Origin of the sequence: Ornithinimicrobium ciconiae, from assembly GCF_007197575.1 — a bacterium.
Classification (GTDB): Bacteria; Actinomycetota; Actinomycetes; order Actinomycetales; family Dermatophilaceae; genus Ornithinicoccus; species Ornithinicoccus ciconiae.
Genome location: NZ_CP041616.1, coordinates 3,336,674 through 3,360,666 on the forward strand (window position 1 = coordinate 3,336,674; position 23,993 = coordinate 3,360,666).

The 23,993-nt window shown below is 66.2% G+C and carries 24 protein-coding genes and 1 pseudogene; 17 read left to right on the forward strand and 8 right to left on the reverse strand.

Annotated features, from left to right (window positions below; genetic code table 11):
- Positions 1–53 precede the first annotated feature (53 nt).
- Positions 54–1,082 carry an endonuclease NucS domain-containing protein gene (locus tag FNH13_RS15420; RefSeq protein WP_228266728.1) on the reverse strand — a complete coding sequence of 343 codons (1,029 nt, stop codon included), beginning with the start codon at positions 1,080–1,082 and terminating at the stop codon, positions 54–56.
- 470 nt (positions 1,083–1,552) lie between these two features.
- Here FNH13_RS15420 and FNH13_RS15425 point away from each other — a divergent pair.
- A pseudogene (locus FNH13_RS15425) lies at positions 1,553–2,864 on the forward strand (IS110 family RNA-guided transposase).
- Between the two features lie 1,899 nt (positions 2,865–4,763).
- Here the strand turns inward: FNH13_RS15425 and FNH13_RS15430 are convergent.
- The 4 genes from FNH13_RS15430 to FNH13_RS15450 form a co-directional block, all read right to left on the reverse strand.
- Complete coding sequence (locus FNH13_RS15430) at positions 4,764–5,819, reverse strand: hypothetical protein (protein WP_143784248.1); 1,056 nt, start codon at positions 5,817–5,819, stop codon at positions 4,764–4,766.
- Complete coding sequence (locus FNH13_RS15435) at positions 5,816–6,586, reverse strand: hypothetical protein (protein WP_143784250.1); 771 nt, start codon at positions 6,584–6,586, stop codon at positions 5,816–5,818. The genes FNH13_RS15430 and FNH13_RS15435 overlap by 4 nt, the downstream gene beginning before the upstream one ends.
- A 43-nt stretch (positions 6,587–6,629) precedes the next feature.
- Positions 6,630–8,627, reverse strand: coding sequence for an AAA family ATPase (locus tag FNH13_RS15440; protein ID WP_143784251.1), 1,998 nt, complete (start codon positions 8,625–8,627; stop codon positions 6,630–6,632).
- 896 nt (positions 8,628–9,523) lie between these two features.
- On the reverse strand, positions 9,524–10,072 hold the full coding sequence (locus tag FNH13_RS15450; protein ID WP_143784252.1) for a DUF4287 domain-containing protein: 549 nt from the start codon (positions 10,070–10,072) through the stop codon (positions 9,524–9,526).
- 169 nt (positions 10,073–10,241) lie between these two features.
- Here FNH13_RS15450 and FNH13_RS15455 point away from each other — a divergent pair, with 169 nt between their 5' ends.
- The 5 genes from FNH13_RS15455 (at position 10,242) to FNH13_RS15470 (ending at position 12,693) form a co-directional block, all read left to right on the forward strand.
- Entirely contained in the window at positions 10,242–10,517 is a 276-nt protein-coding gene (locus FNH13_RS15455) for a type II toxin-antitoxin system VapB family antitoxin (protein WP_143784253.1), read from the forward strand.
- Positions 10,518–10,655: 138 nt separating this feature from the next.
- Entirely contained in the window at positions 10,656–10,865 is a 210-nt protein-coding gene (locus FNH13_RS19850; RefSeq protein WP_321169202.1) for a hypothetical protein, read from the forward strand.
- 12 nt (positions 10,866–10,877) lie between these two features.
- Positions 10,878–11,219 (forward strand): DUF1761 domain-containing protein, encoded by a 342-nt coding sequence (locus tag FNH13_RS15460; RefSeq protein WP_321169238.1) that lies wholly within the window; start codon positions 10,878–10,880, stop codon positions 11,217–11,219.
- A 189-nt stretch (positions 11,220–11,408) separates the two neighbouring features.
- The gene (locus FNH13_RS15465) at positions 11,409–11,765 is read left to right on the forward strand and encodes a hypothetical protein (protein ID WP_143784254.1); all 357 of its coding nucleotides are present in this window, start codon (positions 11,409–11,411) and stop codon (positions 11,763–11,765) included.
- A 25-nt stretch (positions 11,766–11,790) separates the two neighbouring features.
- Positions 11,791–12,693 carry a hypothetical protein gene (locus FNH13_RS15470; protein WP_143784255.1) on the forward strand — a complete coding sequence of 301 codons (903 nt, stop codon included), beginning with the start codon at positions 11,791–11,793 and terminating at the stop codon, positions 12,691–12,693.
- Here FNH13_RS15470 and FNH13_RS19345 read toward each other — a convergent pair.
- Together FNH13_RS19345 and FNH13_RS15480 are read right to left on the reverse strand one after the other, a co-directional pair.
- On the reverse strand, positions 12,629–13,399 hold the full coding sequence (locus FNH13_RS19345) for a hypothetical protein (protein WP_202878805.1): 771 nt from the start codon (positions 13,397–13,399) through the stop codon (positions 12,629–12,631). The genes FNH13_RS15470 and FNH13_RS19345 overlap by 65 nt on opposite strands.
- Before the next feature lie 5 nt (positions 13,400–13,404).
- Positions 13,405–14,496 carry a serine/threonine-protein kinase gene (locus tag FNH13_RS15480; protein ID WP_228266729.1) on the reverse strand — a complete coding sequence of 364 codons (1,092 nt, stop codon included), beginning with the start codon at positions 14,494–14,496 and terminating at the stop codon, positions 13,405–13,407.
- A gap of 235 nt (positions 14,497–14,731) precedes the next feature.
- Here FNH13_RS15480 and FNH13_RS15485 point away from each other — a divergent pair, with 235 nt between their 5' ends.
- The 9 genes from FNH13_RS15485 (at position 14,732) to vapC (ending at position 20,718) form a co-directional block, all read left to right on the forward strand.
- Positions 14,732–15,412, forward strand: coding sequence for a DUF433 domain-containing protein (locus tag FNH13_RS15485; RefSeq protein ID WP_143784258.1), 681 nt, complete (start codon positions 14,732–14,734; stop codon positions 15,410–15,412).
- Positions 15,413–16,062: 650 nt separating this feature from the next.
- Positions 16,063–17,430 carry a pyridoxal phosphate-dependent decarboxylase family protein gene (locus tag FNH13_RS15490; protein WP_143784260.1) on the forward strand — a complete coding sequence of 456 codons (1,368 nt, stop codon included), beginning with the start codon at positions 16,063–16,065 and terminating at the stop codon, positions 17,428–17,430.
- Positions 17,431–17,536: 106 nt separating this feature from the next.
- A complete protein-coding gene (locus FNH13_RS15495) occupies positions 17,537–17,929 on the forward strand; it encodes a YciI family protein (RefSeq protein WP_143784262.1) in 393 nt (130 codons plus the stop codon).
- 1 nt (position 17,930) lies between these two features.
- Positions 17,931–18,317: a YciI family protein gene (locus FNH13_RS15500; RefSeq protein WP_143784263.1), complete on the forward strand. Its 387-nt coding sequence runs from the start codon at positions 17,931–17,933 to the stop codon at positions 18,315–18,317.
- The gene (locus tag FNH13_RS15505; RefSeq protein WP_143784265.1) at positions 18,314–19,558 is read left to right on the forward strand and encodes an RNA polymerase sigma factor; all 1,245 of its coding nucleotides are present in this window, start codon (positions 18,314–18,316) and stop codon (positions 19,556–19,558) included. The genes FNH13_RS15500 and FNH13_RS15505 overlap by 4 nt, the downstream gene beginning before the upstream one ends.
- Before the next feature lie 66 nt (positions 19,559–19,624).
- On the forward strand, positions 19,625–19,780 hold the full coding sequence (locus FNH13_RS19140; protein ID WP_165699940.1) for a hypothetical protein: 156 nt from the start codon (positions 19,625–19,627) through the stop codon (positions 19,778–19,780).
- Positions 19,743–20,030 carry an AMP-binding enzyme gene (locus tag FNH13_RS15510; protein WP_143784266.1) on the forward strand — a complete coding sequence of 96 codons (288 nt, stop codon included), beginning with the start codon at positions 19,743–19,745 and terminating at the stop codon, positions 20,028–20,030. The genes FNH13_RS19140 and FNH13_RS15510 overlap by 38 nt, the downstream gene beginning before the upstream one ends.
- A 77-nt stretch (positions 20,031–20,107) precedes the next feature.
- Complete coding sequence (locus FNH13_RS15515) at positions 20,108–20,317, forward strand: type II toxin-antitoxin system VapB family antitoxin (RefSeq protein ID WP_165700147.1); 210 nt, start codon at positions 20,108–20,110, stop codon at positions 20,315–20,317.
- Positions 20,314–20,718, forward strand: a complete 405-nt coding sequence (vapC, locus tag FNH13_RS15520) for a type II toxin-antitoxin system VapC family toxin (RefSeq protein WP_165700148.1) — start codon at positions 20,314–20,316, stop codon at positions 20,716–20,718. Before FNH13_RS15515 ends, vapC begins: the two co-directional genes overlap by 4 nt.
- A gap of 81 nt (positions 20,719–20,799) precedes the next feature.
- On the opposite strand, the gene FNH13_RS15525 is transcribed toward vapC, so the two are convergent.
- Positions 20,800–21,459: a hypothetical protein gene (locus FNH13_RS15525; RefSeq protein ID WP_143784268.1), complete on the reverse strand. Its 660-nt coding sequence runs from the start codon at positions 21,457–21,459 to the stop codon at positions 20,800–20,802.
- A gap of 157 nt (positions 21,460–21,616) precedes the next feature.
- Here FNH13_RS15525 and FNH13_RS15530 point away from each other — a divergent pair, with 157 nt between their 5' ends.
- Complete coding sequence (locus FNH13_RS15530; protein ID WP_143784270.1) at positions 21,617–23,248, forward strand: sensor histidine kinase; 1,632 nt, start codon at positions 21,617–21,619, stop codon at positions 23,246–23,248.
- The gene (locus tag FNH13_RS15535; protein ID WP_143784271.1) at positions 23,245–23,907 is read left to right on the forward strand and encodes a response regulator; all 663 of its coding nucleotides are present in this window, start codon (positions 23,245–23,247) and stop codon (positions 23,905–23,907) included. Before FNH13_RS15530 ends, FNH13_RS15535 begins: the two co-directional genes overlap by 4 nt.
- Positions 23,908–23,993 lie beyond the last annotated feature (86 nt).

Genomic DNA, 23,993 nt, shown 5'->3' on the forward strand with positions numbered 1-23,993 from the left:
AGCGCCACCGGGGATGGCGAGCATCGACCCAAGCGGGCAGACGAGGTGAGGGCTCAACCGCCATCGCCTAGGTCGAAGCGCTCCGCAAGCCGCTCGAGCGTGAACTCTTGCCGAAGTTTGCAGGCACTGTTCTGGTTCGCGAACATGCCCTTCTCCCAGTAGGCATCGGAGGCTGGCTTCGCCACCTCCCACTGGACGGGCACGACATACTCCTCGAGCTCTGCATCGGCGGAGCCATCTGGTCCGTGGTGGTAGGTGCCGGCCAGAGGGTGGTCTGTGAGGCGGACCCACTGGCCGTCGACACTGACCTCCGCGTCGGCGAACCGCTGTGCCTCGCGGAGTGTGGTGCCAACTGCGACGTATCCCCGGCCGGGGATGTGGACGTTCACCCGAGCGCCTTCCGGCAGCGCCCTCAACGAGCGGGAGTACCACGCGCCACCGCCCGCTGACACAAACCCAAGGGTCCGAGCGTCTTCCCATGAGCGACCGCTGCCGTCGTCGCCGAACGAGACGAACCAGTCCTGTCCGTTCCACTCGGCACGCTTTCCCTTCCGAGTCCGGCCGGGCGAGGCGCCACTTCCGCCTTCGTCCTCGCTGGCCAACCAGGAGCGAGCCAGGTAGCGACGGTCCTGATCCTCCAGATAGCTGAAGAATACCGCGTTGATCGGGACTCCAAACTCGCGAAGGTAGGTCACGATGCGCTCGGAACTGCTATCGAGCTCGGTTGCAACGATGGTGAGTTGGAGAGCCCCGTTCAACTCATCTGGGGGCGAGTTTCCGAAGGCCTCCTCGAATGCCCCTTCAAACGGGACAGTCAGGTGCCGGTTGGCGAGGTCTATCACGGTGTCCCTGTCCAGGGTCGAGACCCATGAGCCGTAGTCGAGGGACTGAGCGACGACATCGCGCGGAGTGCGGTCCCTCTTCAACTCGAGGACGTGCAGGTTGCCCTCGGAGTCCATTGCCAGCAGGTCGATGTATTTGCCATGGGGAGTCCTCACCTGGCGCCCAATCACCAGGAGCCGCTCGCCCAGCAGTGAAGGGTCTTGCTCCAGGAAGCTCTCGAGCGTCGCCTCCGACGGCAGCGCGGACGTCCAAGCCGGCGCGGTGCGCCACCGTCAATTCGCCACATCCCGATCTCGACTGGCATGGGCTCACCATGCCAGAGTGCCTCGGCTACGGCGGCGGGAGGGCTCAACGTCGCGCGCTCGGTGCAGAGGATCGGCGCGACCTAGACACTCAGGCCCCGTTGCCGAACGGGTCAACTTCGTAACCGCGCACGGGTGGCCACGCCCGCTGCTTGCAGTACCCCATGTGCGGCTGTTAGACACTGGACGCAGGGCCGGTGTCTGGCCAGACTCGACCCTAGGTGCTCGACGGGACGCTCTCTTCGCGGCTGCCCACCAGCGTGATCGGGTGTGGCTCTCTTTCGGTCTGCAGCCCGTCGGGCATCGCTGACGAGGCGTGGCTCAAGAAGGGACTGCCCTGCTCGTAATAGCACTGCCCACCTCGCCGACCATCAGTTGGTACGAGCGTCAGGTTGGGAAGAAGAATCATGGGACAGGTCATCATCGGGGTTGATCCCCACAAACTGTCGGCAACCATCGAGGTCGTCGACCAGCAGGAGAAGTTGCTTGGTGCGGGGCGGTTCAGCACCGACCAAGCCGGGTACGCGGCGATGCGTGGTACGTGAGGTCGTGGCCCGATCATCTTTGGGCGGTGGAGGGCGCCAACGGTGCGGGCCGTCCTTTGGCGCAACGGTTGCTGGAGGCCGGTGAGCACGTCGTGGATGTGCCTGCCAAGCTCGCTGCCCGGGTCCGGCTCTTTGACACCGGGCACAACCGGAAGACGGACGCCTTGGATGCGCATTCGATCGCGATGGTCGCGGTCCGCGCCCACGGGTTGCGGGTTCTGAAGGTCGACGGCGAACTCGAGGCGTTACGGATGTTGGCCGACCGGCGGGAGGCGCTGACCCGGCGACGGGTCGCCGTGGTGAACCGGCTGCAGGCGCTGCTGGCCGAGTTGCTGCCCGGACAGGCGAAGAAGGACATCACCACAGGTCAGGCCAAGGCACTGCTCGCCTCGGTGCGTCCACGTGACGTCGCCGGGAAGACCCGTCGGCGGATCGCGGCCGAGGAACTGGCCGAGCTGGTCGCCGTGGAGGCCAAGATGAGGAAGGCCACCGCCGAGCTGAAGGCCATGGTCATGGAGCGCGGCTCAACGTTGATGGACCTGCATGGTGTCGGGCCTGTGGTCGCCGCGCGGATCCTGGCCGATGTCGGTGACATCACCCGGTTCGTCAACCGGAACCGGTTCGCGTCCTGGACCGGCACCGCGCCCCTGGACGCGTCCTCCGGAGAGCAGAACCGGCACCGTATCTCCCGGGCCGGGAACCGGCGGATGAACCACATGATCCACATCGCCGCCATCACCCAACTACGCCTGGACACCGAGGGCCGGGCCTACTACCGGCGCAAGAGAGCCGAGGGCAAGAAGCCGATGGAAGCACTGCGCTGCCTCAAACGCCGGATCTCTGATGCCATCTACCGGCAGCTGGTCACCGACGCTCAACGCGTGACCGAGGCACGGCTCGAGGCGGGTCCGGGAGGGCACTGCGGGGCGTCTTTGCTATCCAGCGCGGCCGGCTCGCACCCGCACACCGGCACTTCGGATCAGCCACTTCCCGGACCCGCACCCACGACGCTACCGCTCAACCGAGACCACTGGAAAGCCCCCGCCCGGGACCGGCTCCTCAGCACCCGCGCCGACGTGCCGGAGCCGTCAAGGTGCAGCGCCCCACCGGACGAACGACCTTGACGGCGACAAGCGTCGACGCACACTCAAAAGAGCCGATCCCCACCCCTTGACAACAGAAGGGAGCCGAAAGGACGCACGTCGGGTGTCGCGGTGAGCAGTAGAGGACGGGTCGTCAACGCACAAGGCGTCCGAGGCCGCCGAGACCATGCAGTGGTCCGGTTCGGCCGCTGCTGCGGTGATCGTCTTGTGAGGGGCCGGTCGGCATGTGGAGCGCCGCCGGCCCGGAGTGGCACCCGGCAAGGCAGGTTCATTACGCGATTGGCGCAAACAGGCTGGGCGAGCGACCCGGGGGGGCTTCCTTGCGAGTGGTGCTGGCCCTGGGCCGGGCGAGGGCGAGGACACCCCGCCCTCGGGCGGCCGGAGTCTGCAGTCCCGCATCAAGTATCCTGAAGCGCCGACGAGCCGGGACATGCCGTCGATGGTCACGACCCAACCGCGCGATCATGTCGACTGCCAGAGGAGGCACGGCCAAATGCTAGGGCACGGCCCGAAACCAACCGCTCCAAGCGGCATCGAACGTCAGAACCCCAGCCGACCCGTGGCACCTCAAACCGCGCACGAGCGGGAGGATTCTGGCCGGCTTCTCACCACGCCCGTTCATAGTCCTGCCCAAAATCTCGAAGAGCACTATCGGCGTCTTCAAGCGAACTGGAAACTATATGAGGACGAGAAGTACGCGAGTTTGGTGGTTCCTACCGGCAACTCGGACGCTGCCGTCCACCGTTGGTTCCATCTAAAGGAGGCCTATAGCCACGCGCTACTGGGACGTATTCTCGCAGACACCAACCACGCACTTGGCGACGGGCTCTCCCTAGTGGACCCGTTCAGCGGCGGGGGCACAACTCTGGTTGCCGCGCTCAACCTTGCGCTTCCGCGGCAGATTCCGTTACGGGGTCGAGGACTGGAGGTGAACCCGTTCCTCCAGGCACTATCTGAGGCAAAAGTGAGTGCAATCCTTGAACCCCAGCACGATCTCTTAGAGCGACTTTCCGGGGTTGTACCAGAGGCTCGCAAACGGAGGATCCGTAGGTCAGATTGGCCAAGCCTTTCCACCTTCCAGAATGAAGCCTACTTCCCCCCTGCGAATGTGTCGGCGTTGGTAGCGCTACGCCGTACCATCGAACAAATGGAACTGCCGCACATTCTTCGGAAACTGGCCCGAGTCGCTCTAGCCGTGACCGTTGGACCCGCAAGCAGTCTCCGCCGCGACGGTCGCGCTCTAAGGCTCGATAGCCGAGTGCCCCAGTCGCCGTACGACATGTTCGAGCAAGCCATCAGGCGCATCGCAATAGACATTGACCAATATCGCCGAATCCCACCCTGGGAGGCTGACGTCCAGGTGGCGTTGGGTAGTGCGACACACTCAGAATGGCTAGGAGTTAACCCAAGCTCTACCGACCTAGTGCTATTCAGTCCTCCGTACCCAAACAACATTGACTACACCGAGGTATACAAGATCGAGCTTTGGGCACTCGGCTTCATAGAAAGTGCGGAGAGCTTTCGCGGCCAACGTCACGCCACCTTAAGAAGTCATCCGAGCGTCAAGTTTACCCGAGATCTCGCCTTCGTTGCGGACGCGCGACATGCGGACGTATTAGAACTCATCAACCCCATGCTCGAGGCAATTCCACCCCAATCCCGATATGCCAACCAACTTGAACGGTTAGTTACCGGCTATGTGGATGACATGCTTCGAACCTTCGACGCGGCAAGCAGGTCCCTGCGTCCCGGTGGATCCTGTGTCTATGTCGTGGGCAACAGCGTGCATGGGCGCTCCGAACATCCGACCGTCATCGCCTCTGACGTGGTGCTAGCGCGGTTGGCCGAGCTTGCGGGATTTGAAGTCGAATGCATTCGAGTAGCGCGATGGCTGCCACGACGTAAAGTTGAGAGCCAATTCGTCAGAGAGAGCGTAGTCTTTATGCGTAAGCCCGCGTGACGATTCTCTACTAGCAGATAGGTTCTAGGAACACGCGAAACGGGCGACCCATGTCCGGCCTGTCGAGAACTTCCTGCGGATAACGGGGATCCAAGTCTTCAAAATGGATCCCACGTTCTCGAGAAACATGCATCTCGAGCGGGCGAAGGTCCTTCCGGCGGGCATCGAAGATGAATAGGTACCCGGTCACAGGAATCTCCGGGTTAGTACCGTCTCTGCGATCGAGATAGTCAGCCAGCTGGTTAAGCCCATCGATGGCACGCTTCTCCTTGTAAGGCGTCGACCAACGCTCGCCCAGGGGACCGGACTTGCCCAACCACTTTACCTCGATGATTGCCACTCGACCCGGGTTCCACCATGTGACCTCGATGTCCACCGGCTTACTCTCGTCTTGATTCTGCTCTTGCTCGACGTGAGCGCCCGAGAGGGAGTGTCGCAGTGCTTGGAACAATGACCGACGCATGTGTTTTTCTGGCTTTGGTAGAAAGGCTAGGCGATTCTGGTCTCGCCAGGCTTGGGCGATATGGGCGCAATAGTCTGGCCGGCGGTTGAGGGAGACGTATCGGTCGAGGGCCTCTTCCAGTGAAGTGAAGATCGGTACTGCCATCGCACAGGGCCACCCCGTGTCGCCAACGGACCAGGTCTCCCCATCAATAGTGATTTCCTCTGACACTTCATGGATGTAAGCGTACGTAATGGCTGACTCGCCAGCAGTTAGGCCATGCCCTACGTGATTAACTACTTCGAAACTATGAGGATCCGTCTTTACAATTGTCAACCCACTGACTGGCCGACCCGCGAGGGCCTCGAACCCCGTAATAGTCCTACCGCCGCCCGCAATGCGAACACCAGAGTTAAAGGAAATTGGCAGTGTCAAGGTGAGCCCGTCCGTCATCCATTCGTGGGGAACATGGCGAAATAGCGCCTTTGCGTCGTCGATTAGTTCGACTAAACGCTCGACGCCCGCATCTCCAAATCGCTCTTGCGCAGCAGCCTCGAAGCTGTTCTGAACGACACGGGTGACAAGGTCGAGCAGCTTCGCGTTCCGGCCAGCCTCGGTAGTCAAGAGTTCACGCCCCTTGGGTCTGGTGGCGCGTCATCGCTGCCGGTCGGAGCGTCTCCCTCGGCTTCGAGGCGCGTCTGCTCTTCCAAGACCCTGAGGTAAACAGAAGCTGGGACGACGAGGTTGGAGTGCTCGCCACCCAGAACGGACTCTATAAGCAAGAACTGCTCGTAAAGCGGTTTGGAACTTATCTCTCGCAGGAGCATTTGTACTGTCTGAGATTTGCTTGCCTGGGCGAGTCCAGGTTCGTTTGTCAGCGCGTTGGCAACAGCGGGTACTGATCGAAGACGCGCGGTCGCGGTGGCGGCTCGCAGGTAGCGTAGCCGTGGCTCGAAGGCACTTAGGCTCGCGAAGAACTCCCACTCGTCACGCCCTTCATCCGTAACAAAGAGCCGCCGGTCGCCGCCATTGAGCGAGTCCGCCTTGTGAATCCGCTCGACGAGCCCCCGTTGCAACAGCTCATCGGCAGCCCCCTGGACGGCTGGACTGAAGGGCAAGGTGGGGGGAACGGCGCTAAACGCGTAGCCCCAGTCCGACGCTGGACGCCCATCGTAAATCGACATGAGGCACCCCAGATAGCAGAAGGCATGAATGTCAGCGTTGGTCGGAGCATCCAGTTCTCCGAGCAGCGTCATCACTGTTAGGGCGTCGAAGGTGGCCACCGACGCAAGTTCCCTAAAGCCCAGCCACGACTCATGCGGATCGCTTGAATCGACGTATTCACCCTCCCCCGCAGGAAACAATGCCCCCTCGGGCTCGTTGTTCGGCAAGAGGCCCCATCCCGTGTTGGGGCCGCTCCATTGCCCCCCCGTTTCAGCCATTCTCTGACCCCGACGCCATGTCATCCCCTGCTAACGCTCGTTCGATCAGTTCGTAAGCGTCCGTGAACAGTTGCTCCTCGGAACTCTGAACGTCTGACAGGGTGGTCCACTCCGTCATCCTGACTAGTTGCATGAACCGGTGCCCGCATCGCTGTGCCATCCGCCGAAGCAGTTGTGACGTATTCACATTAGCGGTCATCACGACTTGGTCGCCGTCTGCTACAAACTTGCTGAACATGTCGCCTGCGCGCGCTTCGTAAGCGATGTCCAGTGCCCCTTCCGGTGTGTCCACGTAGATGCAGCAAGCTCCGTCGCCAGTCATGTGCTGCGCCAAGCTCATCCGTAGCGCGATGTCTAAGAAGAACCGCTGGCTCTCCGACAACTGTTCCGAGTTTCGGCGGTGTGTGGTGTTCACACTCAATGCCAGGTGAGCAATTCCGAAGGCTCCTGGACCCAGATCGAGCTGGACCTGCAGAGGGAGGCCGATGAATGATTCAGCAAGCCTTCTAAACCGGGGCACGAACTCTACCTCCGCAGCTCGCCACGCTGACAGCAGTTCTGTTTGGATCGGTTCGAGAGAGTCAATGGCCTGAGCGCGAAGCTGCAGTTGCTCCGACTTTCGCATCATCGCGACATCTACGGCAGACTCCAAATCCTTTACTCGGCGCTGCAGCTCGGCGTGTACATCGCCCTTGAGAAAGGCCGTGCTCAACTCGTTCTCTGCTTCGAACAAGGCAATCTCTGACTCAACAGTGGTCAACGTACCTTCGATGTCAGAGGCTTCGCGCTCTAGTCGCCCAACCGTTAGTGCGGCCGAGCTGGCTCGGCTTGTAGCATCATGCAACTGCGCGTCGAGTTCCTGTAACAGTCGACGCGACTCAGACTTAGGCGGCTGCTGAGGCAGTTGCGTCGCGCACAGCGGGCACTCACTCGTACGAAGCGCCGAGGTTATGCTTGCGGGGCCGTCCTCATGTTGTGTCCCGCAGACTCGGCATTGATTATCGCTGAGGGTTAGACCAATCACGGGATGTAGCCTCGATAGCGAAGGATCGCCCATACGCCCCTGGAATGCCGACTCGTATTGATTGCGAATTGTCAATTGCCGTGCACTGGCTTCGGCGAACTCCAACCGGGCATCACGCAGGGCTTGGGACAACCGATGCCGCTCCGTGAGCAAACCTTCGTGTTGCCCTTGCGCCTCGGTATACCTGTCAAGAACAGCTGGCTGCACGTTCGCTTGCGTCTTCAGTTGCGCAGTCACGCTACGCAGTTCTCGCCTAGAGGTCGTTGCCTGGTACTGGAAATTCCTAGCGAGAGAACCAGCTCCCGTCGCCGCCTTGCGCAACTCATCCGCCCTTTTGGCAAGGTCTGGATTGAGCCCCAGCGCAAGGTAGAGAACGAGCTCCGTAGCCCTCTCGTTCCAAAATAGGAGGTGTCGCCATTCATCGAATGACAGGACAAAGTGCTGCAAGAACACGAACTGGTCAAATGTTTCCAGGCCGGTCGCCTGGACTATCAGCTCTTCATAAGCGTCCTGCCTAGCTTCAGAATCAAGGCGCGAGTCATGTTCTACGATCCGTTCGCCATGAGCAGTGCTTACGGCGAGGTATCGAAGGCTATCTGGCTCGAAAAAGTTCCGGGTTAGGTGGAACGCCAAGTCGCCGATCTCGAATTTCAGGGACACTTCGGCTGTCGCACGGTCCAGCTCATCAATCCGCCCAGTGAAGTATTTCTCGCTGTAGCGACTGGCGTCTCGGCGATATTTCGGCAGATGTTGGATGCTAACGGTCGGAGGGGCAACCCCCCCGGTGAGACCAAAGTTGAGTGCGGCGATGAAGCTCGACTTGCCCAAACCGTTTGCACCTGCCAGGCAGAACACACCCGGATTTATATCGACCGTCAGTTCCGGCGACAACTTGTACAGACTGAAGTTCGCTAGACCCACGGATCTCAATAGAGGCAGCCTGACGGTACGCCGGGGGTGAATCACTACGGCTCCTCATGTTGTCCCACCAACGGTGGGCGCGTGTGGGGTGGGGGCTGCAGGTTCGGCTGCTGCCCGGACACCAAACTATGGCCCCTGGGGTCGGTGCCGCCATGGAACCTTGGGTTCCTCGAATACTACAACCTGACTCGTGCCACTTTATGGGTGACAGTCGGTGCTGACAGTAAGGGTGCTGGTCAAGGCTTCGGCAGTGACCGGGATGATACGCCCCAGGGTCGGTAGTGTCGGGCTCGTGGTGTTCGTTGCGGAAGTCCCCGGGTCGGCCGGGCAGCACCAGGGTTCAGATCGCGGAGTGGCGCCCCGACACCGCGATCTCGATCCGCTCGTCCTGCGACAGGTAGCGGGTGCTGATCTGCCGCGCGGCCAACCGCTCCAGCGGTGGCATGAAGCCGACGATCTCACCGCGGCGGTAGACCTTGGTCCCCCGAGCCAGTTATTGCTGACACTGCGGAGGCCCCGACCTCGCGGGCCGCGGCCGAGATGCTCCACCCCCTTTCCCGACACTGCACGAATCGAGCACGCTTGGCCGACAGCGGGCGCCGCCCCGGCCCCTTCTTCACACGACGTGACAACGACCTCGCACTCCCGGACTCTAGGGAGGCGTTGCGACATGCCAGGAAACCACCGCGCCGAACCTGCCCAACTTCAAGCGCCGCCGACACCAATGTTTGTGCCCGGCTGCTCTTCGGTGAGAAGTTCAGGGGGCTGCGAGTCGCAAGCGTCATTGTGGGCGCAACGACGCGGGTGCTGGCTGAACATGAACGACCGGTTCGACGGGTTCGTGCTGGCCACCATCCCGCGCACCGACCGACCCCGGCGCTGCAGCACGGATCGGCTGCGGCGCACTTCGTGCCGCTCGAACGCCTGCCCGCGGCGTCAGGTCAGGCCGAGTCGTAGGCGGCACGCAGCCAGCCGACGAGCTCGGCATCGAACTCGTCCACGCTCGTCACATCGACCCGGTGCGTGCACATGCCGCCGGCCAGGCGCAGCCGCTCGGTGGGCTCGGCGCCGCGCAGGTTCAGGCCCACCTGCACGCGCTTCGCACTTGCCGCCTCGACCACCGCGAACTGCTTGCTGCGCCTCAGCGACACGCTCGTCTTCTTCGGCGCGACCTCCACGTCGTCGCCGAAGCCGCGCACCTCGTCGAGGATACGGTCGAGGATCGGCCGCAGGCCCGCCTTCGCGCCGGCATACTGCGCGTCGACCAGGTCGTCCTGCGTCACCGGCCCCGCGTCGCGATCGCTGTGCAGCCGCACGACTAGGTTGGCGAAGCCGTGCGACATGCCGTGCTCCGACTTCAGCAGAGCCATCGCCTGTCCGTGCTTCTCGAGCCCCGCTGCGTCCAGCACCGAGAACCACTCCTCGAGCGGCTTGCCCGTCTTTGCTAGCACGTTATCGATCATCGTCTGCGTCGCAGCATCCACGTCCATGGACCTGACGGTAGCGGTCCGCGGGCTCTTCTAGACAGACTTGACCCGCAACTGCCGCGGGCGCTTCCGGCATACCAGCGGACCTGTGGCAACTTCCTCACTCCGCGGCACTGGGGGCGGGTCCTGTAGAGAGTGGTAGATCGCTCGCTGCCTAGGGTAGGCGTCCACCATGAGCCTTAACATCAAGAACGCCACGACGCACCAGTTGGTTCGTGAGCTGGCGGAGGCCACGGGACTCACGCAGACGGCAGCCGTAGAGGATGCAGTGCGCCGACGACTGAGCGAGGTGCGCAACGAGCGTGGGCTGTCCCCTGCCCAGCTGAAGAGGCTCGACCACTCGCGTCAACTTGCGGCGGACTTCCGGCGAGATCTCACTGACGAGGACCGCGAGCGCATCCGGACTGCAGACGACTGGCTCTATGACGATCGAGGCCCGCACGAGTGATCCTGGACACCTGCGCGAGTCTTTCCTCCCGCTCGGCGAGGTCGAGCAGCCGCTCGAGGTGCGCCGCCAGTGTCTCGCCGTACTGGGCGGCGTGCGCCTTCAGCCTGTCGCGTGTCGAGGCAGGCACCTTGATGGTGGTTGCAGTCATATTTTGAGTATGCCGATGGCGTCGACGGCCGGCTGAGGCACTCCGGCGTGGTGGTGGGTCGCCGACGAGCAACCCTGCTTCACTTGGGCGCGCCCGCTCAACCCAGGCCCCTACAGGAGGAACTCGTGGTCCCTGAGATCAACTACGTGGCCGTGCTGTTGGCCGTCGTGTCCAGCATGGTCGTCGGGATGCTCTACTAAACCCCTGCGGTGATGGGCCGCCAGTGGATGGCGGCTGCCGGGCACACCGACGAGTCTGTCCGGGGCGGGCCGCCGTGGCTCTATCCCGTGGTGATCCTCGCCTCGTTCGTGACAGCGTGGGTGCTGGCCGGATCGACCTATCTGGCGCACGAGTTCTATGGCGGCGGCTATCTGGTGAACGCTCTGGTCACCGGGGCCATCCTCTGGTTGGGTTTCACGGCCGCGCGGCTTCTGGTGCACGACCTGTTTGACACCCGGACGCTGCGGTTGACGGCCATCAACGCGCTGCACGAGCTCATCACGATCCTGGTCATGGCGCTCATCCTCGGAGTCTGGCCTCCGGCCGGACTCTGATTGGTTCGGGAGACCGAGATGGACGGATCCTGGCGCCGATGCTGGTCGGCGGGTTCACGTCTGTCTCCCTGGCCTCGGTGCTGATCGCCTTCACCCTGGTCGGCATGCTGTAGCGGCTCAGTCAACCCGCGTATGCCGTGTCAGTGTGTGGCGGCAACATGCCAGGATGACGGGCAGGAAAGGAGCACCATGACCGCAGCAGAGGGTGCACCGGGGGCACAGACCGGGCCGGAGGACTGGGGACAGCTGACGGTGATGGTGGTCCGGGACCGCTCCCCCGTCGGGTGGCACCTGCTGCGCGAGAAGGAGCTGACCGACCAGCTGCGCGAGCAGCAGCTCGTCGCTGCCTTCCGCGAGTCCAGCGGCCGGCCGGACCTGGCACCCCTGCGGTTGGCCGTGCGGCAGGACGGAGCAGTCGCCGTCGCCGACGCGGACGGGCAGGTGCAGCCCGGGCCACAGGTTCCCGAGGTGATCTCGGCCCTGGCCAAGGCGTGGAACACCATCATCCTGGTCGACGACAGAGTGGCGATCGGCCCCGCAGGGTGAGCCGATCGAGGAGGTCCCCGCGAGCGTGCTGCGTGAGGCACCCAACACCCGCCACGTCTACGCCTGGCCCGACAAGGACCTGACCGTGGTCAGGACGGTCGCAGCCAAGCTCGGCGCGGCCTACACGACATACGAGCACGGGCGTGACGGCTGGCTGGTCCTGGCCTCGGACTTCGCCCCCGAGAAGTTCCTCTCCCACCCGATGGACAAGATCGGCGCCCGGCACCCGTTCGTGCGCATGGCACGGTCCGGCGAGGAGCGGACGGTCACCTATGTCGCCGCCAAGGGCGCTGAGGCAGTCCATCTGCACCTGGACTGGGCACCTGCCCTGACCAAGGTGGTGCCGGACCGCACCCGCGGGGACGCCGAGGTCGCCGGGCTCGCCCGCTGGCTGACGTCGTCACGGGCGGGCGCACCCGAGCTCCAGCCGCACCCGGGGATGCCGGAGGACCAGCGGCGCCAGCTGCAGTCGGCGCTGGACTCCACCGACGGCGCGACATTCCTGTCGGCGGTCGCCCGCGCCCTGGACTGCCCACCCGAGGTGGCTACCCTGGCGGAGGCGCCGCCGGAGAGTCCCGACCCGCTGCCGGTGGGCGAGCGCATCGAGCCGGCCACCCGTCTCGGCGTGGTCGGCCAGACGCTGGGAGACCTCGGCAAGGAGGAGCCCACCGGCAAGGGACCGGGGGCGATCTATGAGCGCTGGGTGAGGCGTCACCCTGGCCCAGGGCTGGCCCTGGGCGCCGTCGCGCTCGCCGTCGCGGTCGCCCTGCTGGTCAGCCTCTTCCTCGACGTCATCGACGGCGTCCCATGGTGGGTCCGGGTGCCGATCGCCCTGGGTCTGCTCTACGTGGGTTTCGGGACCTTCATGATGGCCGTTGCAGCCCGGTTCGCCGCAGCCGGGGCGGAGGCACGCGAGAGTGCTGAGTGAGCGGACGAGGGGACGCAACCCTCTGCCGGCCCTGGTCGCAGGACTTCAGGCACACGCAGGGGATTCCGCAGTCGGTCAGAACAGGTCGCGGTGCCGCGCCGGAGGTTTCGTGCTGGTCAGGGCCCTGCGCAACCCTTGACCCCGACTCGCGATGGTCTGGCATGGCCCACCCCGTGACCGATGCTGCCCGGTGCGCGAGGTCAAGGGCCAGCACCATCTCGGGCGGCCAGACGTATTCGTCGTCGCACCGGTAGCCACGCAGCCAGGGCACCCCGTCGACGACGCGAAGATAGAACCCCTTCGGGAATGCGGGGTCGTCAGTGACCGGGGCCGACGCCACGTGGAGAGACCCGGAGGGCACCCGACCCGCGGACATGATCGAGTCCGGGGCATCCGCCTGGTCGCGAAGAGCCAGCCGCAGGTCGGGTCCAGCCACCAGGGGGCACAGGGTGAGGCCCTGGTCGAGCGCTGCGGTGAAGACCGCCGACTGGCTGCCACCCTCCGGCAGACCGAGCTCTCCGACCGTGCGCGTGACAATCCGCAGGGTCTGCACGTCCGGTAGGTCGAAATCGGGTTGCTCCAGGAGCGTCTCGGCGAACGCGTTGAGCTGCACCCCGGCGGCGCTCAGTGCGGCCAGGAGGTCCACCCGTGGGCGTCCTCCGACCTGGATCGTGAAGGGTTCGGTGTCGCCTCGGACAGCATCCATCGTCGCTAGCCCCACGCCAGGTAGGCGGTGACAGCGAGCACCAGCACCCCGGCAAGCAGCAGCAGGACGGCGAGCGGGAGTCCCGCGAGACGCGCCGCCATGGGCGGCAGCTGCAACTGCGGGTCGGGCGGGTCCGCCACGCCGGGGACCGGCTCGAGCAACGGCGAGGCGACATCGCGCCCTGGCTCGGGTCCGTCCTCGGTCCATCCTGCTGGCAGGTCGGGCACCTGGTCGAACACCTCAACCTCCCCGAGCACCTCCTCGGGGCCACCGGTCAGCAGGCCGGTGGCAGCCAGGTCGGCCCGGGCTTGCCCGGCCGTCGCGGTGCGCCGGGCCGGGTCGAACTCGGTCAGGCGCCGGATCACCTCGCCCAGCGCCTCAGGGACCTCCGTGCCCTCCGGCAGCGGGGGCACAGCCGACCCGCCCCGGCCAGCCGACCCGCCCCGGCCAGCCGAACCACCCAGGCCCACCGAACCACCCTCGTGGGGACGCGCCCCGGTGAGCATCTCTACGGCACACCTGCCCACGGCATACAGATCGGCACGCGGGTCCGGGTCCCACCCGGGCTGGCGGCATTCCGGAGCGAGATAGCCCTCCGTCCCCAGCGTCACCGGCCCGTGCGTGAGGCGCGGCTCGTCGACCGCGGCGGCGATCCCGAAGTCGCTGAGGCGCAGGTGGGGCCGGCCGCGTCCGGTGGCATCGAGCAGCAGGTTGGCCGGCTTGACATCCCGGTGCACGACGCCCTGGGCGTGGATCTGCTCGAGGGCGGCGAGCGCCTGGTCCAGCAGCACTGCGGTCAGCCGCGGGGGCAGCGGGCCGAAGTCTCCGACAAGGGTGGCCACCGACCCGCCGCGCACGATCGGCATCGTGAACAGGACCTTGTCGTCCTCACCCGTCCAGCTCAGCGGCGTCAGCACGCGGGGGTGTTCGATGCGCAGGCCCTGCTCGCGAATGAAACGCAGCAGGGAGCCTGCGTCGACCTGGCGCAGCACCTTCGCGGCAACGAAGTGCTTCTCCCGACTGTCCCAGGCACGCCAGACCACGCCGGAACCGCCCTCTCCCAGAGGGTCGACCAGCTCGTAGCGCCCTGCGAACATCTCTCCCACGAGCGACCACCTACGGACGGGCCATCCCATCCCCCACCCCGACCGCCCTCTCGAAGATCGTCTGCCAGCGGGGTGCACGATGGCACGGGAGATTGGAGCCACGGCCTGGGCTTCCAGGATGACCTGTTCCCGGAGATCGGGCCGCCGGATCCTGGGGTAGGGCGAGGTCGTCCACAGGTTCAACTCTCGAGAGCTCGAGCAGCTCGCCGCGTGCCACACTGAGTCCATGGCTGTCACCCTCTTGGATCGTGCGATCTACTCCTATGCAGACGTGGACCGCTTGGTCAACGTGCACTCCGGGACAGCCCGACGCTGGCTAGAGGGTTACACCCGACAAGGCAAGTTCTACGAGCCGGTCCTGCGCGAGAAGCGCACCGGGTCTGACGCAGTCACCTGGGGCGAGATGGTCGAGTCCAGACTGCTGGCTGAGTTCCGCAGACGAGGTGCCACAGTCCAGCACATGCGACCGGCGATCGCTCTGCTGCGCAAGGAGTTTGGTCGCTATCCGCTGGCTCACGCCCGTCCCTTTCTCGACGTCGACGGGAGGGAGTTGGTGCGTCAGGTGCAAGTTCAGGTCGGTCTGGAGCGCGAGTTGCAGTTTGTGGTCATTCGAAGCGGGCAACTCATCCTGGCGGCGCCGACGGAGCGCTTCTTCTCATCCGTGGTCTACACAGACGACGTGGCTAGCTCCATCCGCGCCCACTCCGAGGCGCCGGGTGTCCTCATGGATCCAAATCACGCCTTCGGTCAGCCTGCGGTGCGCAACGTCCGCACTGACTCCCTGGCTGAGGAGTTCCGGGCCGGGAGCAGTTACGAAGACCTGGTCGATCTCTACAACCTGACCCCAGCGCAGGTCCAGGCAGCGATCCGGTTCGAGATGATCGCGAGCCACGAGATCGCGGCCTGATGGTGCGGGGTGCGCCGGTCTACTTCACCGACGAAAACACCCTGGGAGTGGGCAAGCTCCTTCGGCGCCAAGGCCGCAACGACGTCCTCTACCCCGGTCATGAGGGGTCTGCCCGAGGTGCCGCTCGGTGCGCGAGACGTTGACTGGTTGCCCCTCGTCGGCGAGCGACAGTTCATCGTCATCACTCGCGACTAGCGCATCCGCACCAGACCAGCAGAACTCGCTCTCTACCACCAGCACGGCGTCCGCTCGGTCTGGTTGGGCGCGAAGAAGGACCTGACCTCACAGGGTCGGATGGAGTTGTTCCTCCGACACGAGGACCGTCTGCGGCGAGAAGTCGTCAAGCTTGGCAAAGGCCCGTGGGCCCTTTCCCTGACAACGCGAGGTCTGCGGCCCCTGCAACTACGTCCCCATCCAGAGGAGGCGCTTCGCACATAGCCTCGACCCCGCTGCGGCATCACACGAACGCTGGACCGGAGCGGCGGAGCATCCCGGACCGGCCGGAGCAGGGTCAGAGCACTCGGGCAAGTTCGACGCCTCTGTCGGACTCCGTGCTGGTCGTGGCCCTCACGTCGCGAGTTGGCTTGCCCCCAGCACCCATTCATCTCTGATGCCTGGCCAAGGGCACGCAGCAGGAGGACACTCCGGACATGGACGGATACTCCCGAGCACTGGACGTCGCGCACGACCACGCCGTGGGTTGGCTGGACTCCCTTGACCAGCGACCGGCGCCTCCGCAGGCGTCTATCGTCGAGGTGATGGCTGCGCTGGGCACCGACTTGCCCGACAGTGGCTGTCCGCCGGAGGAGGCCGTGGCACTGCTGGCGCGTGCCTGCGACCCGGGGCTGACCGCGATGGCGTCGGGCCGCTTCTTCGGGTTCGTCATCGGGGGCACCCACCCGGCGGCTCTCGCTGCGGACTGGTTGGTCAGCGCCTGGGACCAGAACAGTGGGTTGCGCACGCTCACTCCGGCTCACAGCGCGGTCGAGGACATCGCCAGCGCGTGGCTGCTGGACCTGCTGGGCCTGCCCAGCCAAAGCGCGGTCGGCTTCACGACCGGGGCGACGATGGCCAACTTCACCGGTCTAGCCGCCGGTCGCGACGCCGTGCTGCGACGAGCGGGGTGGGATGTCGCTCGTCGGGGACTCACCGGTGGACCTGCGGTCCGGGTGCTGGTGGGGGCCGAACGGCACGACACGGTGGACGTGGCGCTGCGCTACCTCGGTCTGGGCGCTCCTGAGGTCGTCGGTGTCGACGAGCAAGGACGGATCCTGCCCGACGCACTCGACGCGGCGCTCGGCCGGGGCGACGCCGGACCGGTGCTCGTCGTGCTGCAGGCTGGCAATATCCACTCCGGGGCATGCGACCCGTTCGTCGAGACGGTGCAGACAGCTCACCAGCACGGCGCATGGGTGCACGTCGACGGGGCGTTTGGGCTGTGGGCTGCAGCATCACCCGATCACCGGCATCTCGTGGAGGGCTACGAGTCGGCGGACTCCTGGGCCACCGATGCGCACAAGACCCTCAACGTGCCCTACGACAGCGGCCTGTGCATCGTGCGTGATGCCGGGGCGCTCCAGTCGGCGATGGGCACGCACGGCGCCTATCTGGTGCGGGACGAGGCCTGCCAGCCGCTGGACAAGGTCCCTGAGCTCTCGCGTCGCGGCAGGGCGATCCCGGTGTGGGCCGTGCTGCGCTGCCTCGGCCGGGACGGGGTCGCCGAGCTGGTCGAGCGACTCTGCCGGCACGTGACCGCCTTCGCGGACGCACTGCAAACCCTCCCGGGCGTCACCGTCCTCAACGACGTGGTGTTCACCCAGGTCTGCGCCACCTTCGGTTCCGACGAGCGCACCGACGAGGTGGTCAAGGCGCTGCTCGCCGACGGCACGACGTGGATGACCGGGTCGACCTGGCACGGGCAGCGAGTCCTGCGGATCTCGGTGAGCAACTGGTCGACCACCGAGGCAGATGTGGAGCGGTGCATGCAGGCTGTGCGGCGGGTCGCGCTCGCGGGATGATGTCGTATCCGGGCCAGGCCGTTCGTGGAGTGGGTAGACGGTGGCCGTCCGGCTGCCGCGGGCGAACGGTCAGGACGCAGCACCCCCTGGCCGGAAAGGAGAACACATGACGCAGTATCTGATCAGCTTCAACGACGAGTGGGTGGGTGAGCACACGCCGGAGCAGCTGCGCGCCAAGTCCGCCTCGGTCGGAGTAGTCATCAAGGAGATGGAGACGGCCGGCGTCTTCGTGTTCGGCGACGGAGGCCTGGACGCCTCCACCACGCTGTGCAGCGTCACGGCGGTCGCCGGGGAGCCTGTCTTCACCGACGGCCCGTTTGTCGAGAGCAAGGAACACCTCGGCGGCTTCACCGTGATCGAGGTCCCCGATGACGCCGCCGCCCGCGACTGGGCCGGACGGCTCGCGGTCGCCCTCGACTGGCCGCAGGAAGTGCACCGCTTCCCGCCGCCCATCGTGCCGGCGGAGAGCACCACCAACGACATGGCAAGGAGTGAGTGAGATGCCCAGGTATTTGTTGTCGGTCTTCGGGCCGACGGAGCGCCCCGATCTCGGTGGGTACGAGTCCAAGGAGGCGATGCTGGAGTCGTTCGCCGACACCGGCGCCTTCAACGACAAGCTGGAGCGCGAGGGCCACTTCGTCTTCGCCGACGGCCTGGAGGCGGCGACCACCGCCACCACGGTCGACGGCCAGGGTGAGACGCCGGTCTTCACCGACGGCCCCTACCTGGAGTCGAAGGAGCAGTTGGGTGGCTTCTGGGTCATCGAGGCCGCCGACCTCGACGAGGCTCTGTCGCTGGCCGCCGAGGGGTCAAAGGCCTGCCGCGGCACGATCGAGGTCCGCCCGTTCCAGACCGAGGAGTCGTTCAAGTCGCTGCTCGACTCGTGACAGACCCGCAGGTCGCTGAGGCGGTCGCCCGTGCCCACCAGCAGGAGTGGGCGCGGGTGGTCGCCGGCCTGGCACGCCGCTTCGGCGACCTGGACCTCGCCGAGGACTCCGCGGCCGAGGCGTTCGCCACCGCCGTGGAGCGGTGGCCCCAGAACGGCATACCCCCCAACCCCGGCGGGTGGCTCGCCACCACGGCCCGGCGCAAGGCGATCGACCGGCTGCGCCGCGAGTCCCACCGCGAGGACAAGCACCAGGCGGCCCACATGCTGTTGGACGACACACCGCACGAGCCGACCGGCCCGGTCGAGGACGACCGGCTGCGGCTGCTGTTCACCTGCTGCCACCCCGCCCTCTCCATGGAGGCCCGGGTGGCGCTCACCCTGCGCCTGCTCGGCGGCCTCACCGTCGCCGAGATCGCCCACGCGTTCCTCGTGCCGGAGACCACCATGGCGCAGCGGATCACCCGCGCCAAGGCCAAGATCAAGGCGGCGCACATCCCCTATCGGGTGCCCTTGGCGGGCGACATCCGGGAGCGGTGGGTGGGGGTGCTCGCCGTGGTCTATCTCGTCTTCAACGAGGGCTATCTGGCCAGCGGGGGCCAAGACCCGCTGCGCGTGGACCTGACGGATGAGGCCATCCGCCTCGGCCGGCTGCTGCGCGAGCTCCGGCCCGACGACGGGGAGGTGGCCGGGCTGCTGGCCCTGATGATCCTCACCGATGCACGACGCCCGGCGCGTGTCTCCCGGACGGGCGAGGTGGTGACGCTGGAGGAGCAGGACCGCGGCGCGTGGGACCACGCCTTGATCGCCGAGGGGCATGCGCTCGTCCGCGAGCGGCTCGCCGCCGTCGCGGCAGAGGGAGAGCCGCCCGGGCGCTATCAGGTGCTGGCGGCGATCAACGCGGTGCACACGTCGGTCGCGTCGGCGCGGGACACCGACTGGTCCCAGGTCGTCGCGCTCTACAACCGCCTGCTGACCATCGACCCCTCGCCCATCGTGCGGCTCAACCGGGCCATCGCGGTTGCCGAGCTGGACGGACCCGACGTGGGGCTGGCCGAGGTCGACCGGCTCAGTGACGCGTTGGACAGCTACCACGCCTTCCACGCCACCCGCGCCGACCTGCTCCGACGGCTCGGCCGCAGCGGTGACGCGCGCGCGGCCTATGACCGGGCGATCACGCTGGCCGGCAACCCCGCGGAGCGGGCCTATCTGGCCCGGCGCCGCGACCAGCTCGCCGGCTGAGGTTCAGGCGTGGAGGGGTGACCGGGAGAACGCGGTCTCTGACACGCCGGGCCCTACCCTGGTGCCGTGCCCGAAGACTTCCTCATCGCCCGCAACCCGGAGGAGGGCACGACGCTGCCCTATCTCCTGCGCATCCCGCTGGGTCCGGACGGCATCGTGCTGAAGTCCAAGGAGACGTGGGTGGATGCCGCTCTTTGTCGTCCTGGCCGACCCCGAGGGTGAGTTGGACGATGACCTGCGGGATGTCATACGCACAGCGATCCGGACGCAGGCCTCCCCCCTGCACGTGCCCGACGAGATCCACCAGGTGCGCGCCCTGCCGCACACCCGCACCGGCAAGCGCCTCGAGGTGCCGCTCAAGCGGATGATGCAGGGGGCTGACCCCGACACCGTCGTGCAGCGCACCGCCCTGGACGACCCGAGCCTGCTGGAGCCGTTCTTGGCGCTCGCGCGCGAGCGCCGGACCCGCTGACGACGTGCGCTCACGGTGGCTCATGGAGCCACTGGTCGCCCAACGATCGAATACACATGCAGGTGTATTATGGTGTCATGGCACGGACCAACATCGACCTTGACGACGAGCTGGTCACGTCAGTGATGGCGCGCTATCGGCTTGAGTCCAAGCGCGCCGCAGTCGACTTCGCCCTCCGGCAGCTGATTCGCGAGCCTCTGACCCTGGACGAGATCCTTGCCATGAGGGGCAGCGGGTTCGAGGTCGACAACGAGGAGATCGAGGGAGACTGGGCGGTCTCCACGTGATCGTCGACACCTCGGTGTGGATCGAGTTCCTGCGACCCGGTCCCTCCAAGGCTGGTGACCATCTTGAGTCCCTGATCCGGCAGCAGGAACGGCTCGTGGTCCCCGAGACCGTGCTGATGGAGTTGCTGAGTGGCACGGCTGATGAGGTCGCTGCTGATCGTCGCCTCCGGATGCTCGAGTCCTTCGAGGTGACACCCACCGAACCCGTTGTTGACTCACTGGCTGCGGCGCGCCTCCAGCGTGCGTGCCGCCGCGAAGGCGAGTCCGTCCGCAACCTCGGCGACTGCCTCATTGCCAGCGTTTCCCTGCGCCTGGATGTGCCTGTGCTTCACCGGGACCGGGACTTCGAGGTGCTCCGCCGACACTGCGGCATTCAGACCGTGTCCCTCCTCGAGCTCTGACCAGCAGGCAATGAGGCCCGTGGCTCAGTTCGAAAGTGCCAGCGAAACTACCAGTTCCAGTGCGATCGTCGGTGTGCCGCTTCACGGGACGCTGAGCGTGTGCGGCGCCGGTGCAGGGAGCTGGCGGGCCCGCGCTAAGTGCACCGCAAGGCCGGTCGAGCCCGCTGCCAGGACACAGCTGGCGAGAGCCAGGCCGGGTCCGGTGGCGAAGGCGACCAGTCCGACAAGACCGACGAGCAGCGTCACAGGCACCCAGCGCGGGACGGCACGGGTGAGCAAGAGACCCACCACGATCAGCAGCTGACCGCCGAGCCAGCCGACGATATGGACCAGCTCGAAGGTCAGGACCAGGGGTGACGCGTCGAGCGTCTCGACAACGCCCACCCGATCGGACATGGATGCTCCGCTCTGTGCCAGGGCAGGAAGATAGGCCATGGTGGCTTCGATCAGCCCCAGCGTGACACCTCCGGCCGCCACACCGACGGCGCCCAGCGCGACGGTGCGTGATCGTGATCCCAGTCGCCGGAGCAGGCCGAGGGCGGCGACCGTCCACGCCACCCCCGCGCACAGGAAGACGAGATTCGCCCACATCCACCGTCCAGGGCTCGCTGCAACCAGGGTCAGCAACTCGGTCGTGTCGTCGGCGAGCGGCGTGAGATCAAGAAGCATCGCCGCTCCCATCAGGATCGGCGCGCAGCAGAGCGCCACGAGGTCTGCTTGCGTGAGGGTGGGTCGAGGCATGAGGTTCTCCTGAGTCGTGCGGTTGGGATCACCAGGCTGACGGTTCCGCGCCTCCTGTCACGTCCCCCTGCGGGCCGTGGTCGGTGGACCGCAGCAGGACCTTCCGTCCTCCCCCAGGAGGACGATCTCCCCCACTGCCGTCGCCTAGGTTGGCGTTGTGACGTGGTGGCGAAGTGCGGGCCCTCCCGCGGTGCTGTGCGCGGCCGGCCTGGTCGAGACCTGGCTCGCCTACGGAGCGGATCCCGGTCGCCTGATGCTGGTCGTTGTCCTCACCGCTCCCCTGGTATGGCGGCGGTCACAGCCAGCGCTTGGCATGCTGGTCATCAGTGCCGGATTCCTTGTCCAGGTTGTGGCGGAGTCGGTGCGCGTGGTGGACGGGACGTTCACCTGCTACTTCGCGCTGCTCTGGGCCACCTACTCCTGCGCCCGCCACGCCGGCTCGCCCGTGATGTCCGCTGCCTCGATGGCGGGGCCGTTGGCCGGAGGACTGACCATCGGTCTCATCGACCAGAGCCTGGTGTCCGCAATCCTGGCCGCCACGATCGTCACCGGATCGATCGGGGTGGGGCACGCCGTCCGGGTTCGTGTCACGACCCGGCAGACGTTGGAGCGACAGGCGCTGGAGATCGCCACCGCCACAGCCGTGGCCGCGTCGTGGCACGCCCGCCAGTCACGAGAGCAGATCGCCGCAGAGGTCCAGGTCACCCTGACCCAGCGCGTGCGGCAGATGATCGAGCTGGCGGGACGTGCCGCTCTCGAGCGTCGCACCGATCCGCAGGCCGCCGCCCAGCGCCTGTGCATCGTGGAGGCCGAGGGTCGATCGGCCCTGCAGGACATGCGCATCACCCTGGGGATGTTGCGTGGGGCGGACGCCAGCGATCCCGGCCCAGGGTGTCAAGCCGAGGAGGTCGCTCACGCCGGGCCGGCCGCAGCTAGCAGCCACCGGCCCTGGACGTTCATCCTCGGGCTGGGACTCGCGGCCACCGCAGTCGTGCTCTTCAACCTCGCCGCTGGCTTCACGGCCGTGGCGGACTACGCCTTCCCGCTGGCACTGGTGGCGCTCGCGGCTCTCGGGGTCCGTGCGATGCAGCGCCAAGGCGAGATCCTGGCGAGGGTCCGACACCAGACCGTCCAGCTGCAAGCACTGCGTGAGGACGCCGCCAGGGCGGCGGTGGTCGAGGAGAAGACGCGCCTGGCCCGAGAGCTCCACGACGTGGTAGCCCACCATCTCGTGGTCATGGTGGTGCAGGCGGGCGCGGCGCGACGCGCCTTGGAGAAAGGGCGTCCCGGTTCGGCCGAGTCGCTCACCGCCGTCGCCAGCACGGGCGCCGAGGTGCTAAACGAGCTGCAGTCCCTCCTGGACCTCGTTGACCCCGGTGCCGCGGCCGGGCCGGCCCACGGCATGTCCGAGCTCGAACTGCTGGTCGACCGGGCCAGGGCCGGCGGGCTGGACGTCGAGTTGAGCGTCCTGGGGCATCGTCGCAGCCTGCCGGGCGGGGTGGATCTGGTTGCGCACCGGATCGTCCAGGAGTCGCTGACCAACGTGATCCGGCACGCTGAGGCCACCTGCGTGCAGGTGGTCATCACGTACGACCCGGACCGGGTGACGATCGAGGTCAAGGACGACGGTCGCGGGCTGCGGGAGGGGACCGCACTGGGCCTGGGGACGCGCGGCATGGAGGAACGAGCGCAGATGTATGGCGGTTCCTGTGAGCTGAGCGAGCTCCCGGCCGGCGGAGCCCGTGTGCTGGCGACTCTGCCCCTGGGGCCGGAAGCAGCCCTAGGGTGAGCGGCCTGCGCATTCTCATCGCAGACGATCAGGACCTGGTCCGTCGCGGGTTCAGGCTGATCCTCGAGGCCGAGGAGGACATCGAGGTCGTCGCGGACGCCAAGGACGGCGCCCAGGCTGTCGCCCTTGCCGCCGAGATGCGGCCCGACGTCGTGCTCCTGGACATCCGGATGCCGGTTCTCGACGGGCTCGAGGCTGCACGCCGAATCCTGCAGCAACCGGGTCAGCACGCACGGGTGCTCATGCTCACCACCTTCGACCTCGACGAGTATGTGTATGAGGCTCTGCGCGTCGGCGCCAGTGGGTTCCTGCTCAAGGACTCGTCGCCGGAGCAACTGGCAGCGGCAGTCAGAGCCGTGGCACAGGGCGAGTCGATCCTTGCTCCGACCGTGATCTCACGGATGATCGCGCGGTTCACCCGGCAACCCCCGGCGCGGAACGCCCAGAGACTGCTGGCCAGGCTCACGCCCCGCGAGCAGGAGGTCTTCGTCCTGCTGGCGCGAGGTCGGTCGAACCAGGAGATCGCGGGGGAACTGTTCCTCGGGGAGACCACCGTGAAGACCCACGTGGCCCGCGTCCTGGGCAAACTCGGTCTGCGAGACCGGGTGCAGGCAGTCGTGCTCGCCTACGAGAACGGCGTCGTGAGCCCGGCCGACTGAGAAGCCCGCACAGTGGTCCACCAGCGACACGAGCGCTCCCCCGTGCCCGGACCGACCACCTGACCGGGTCACCTCTGCCCCTAGAA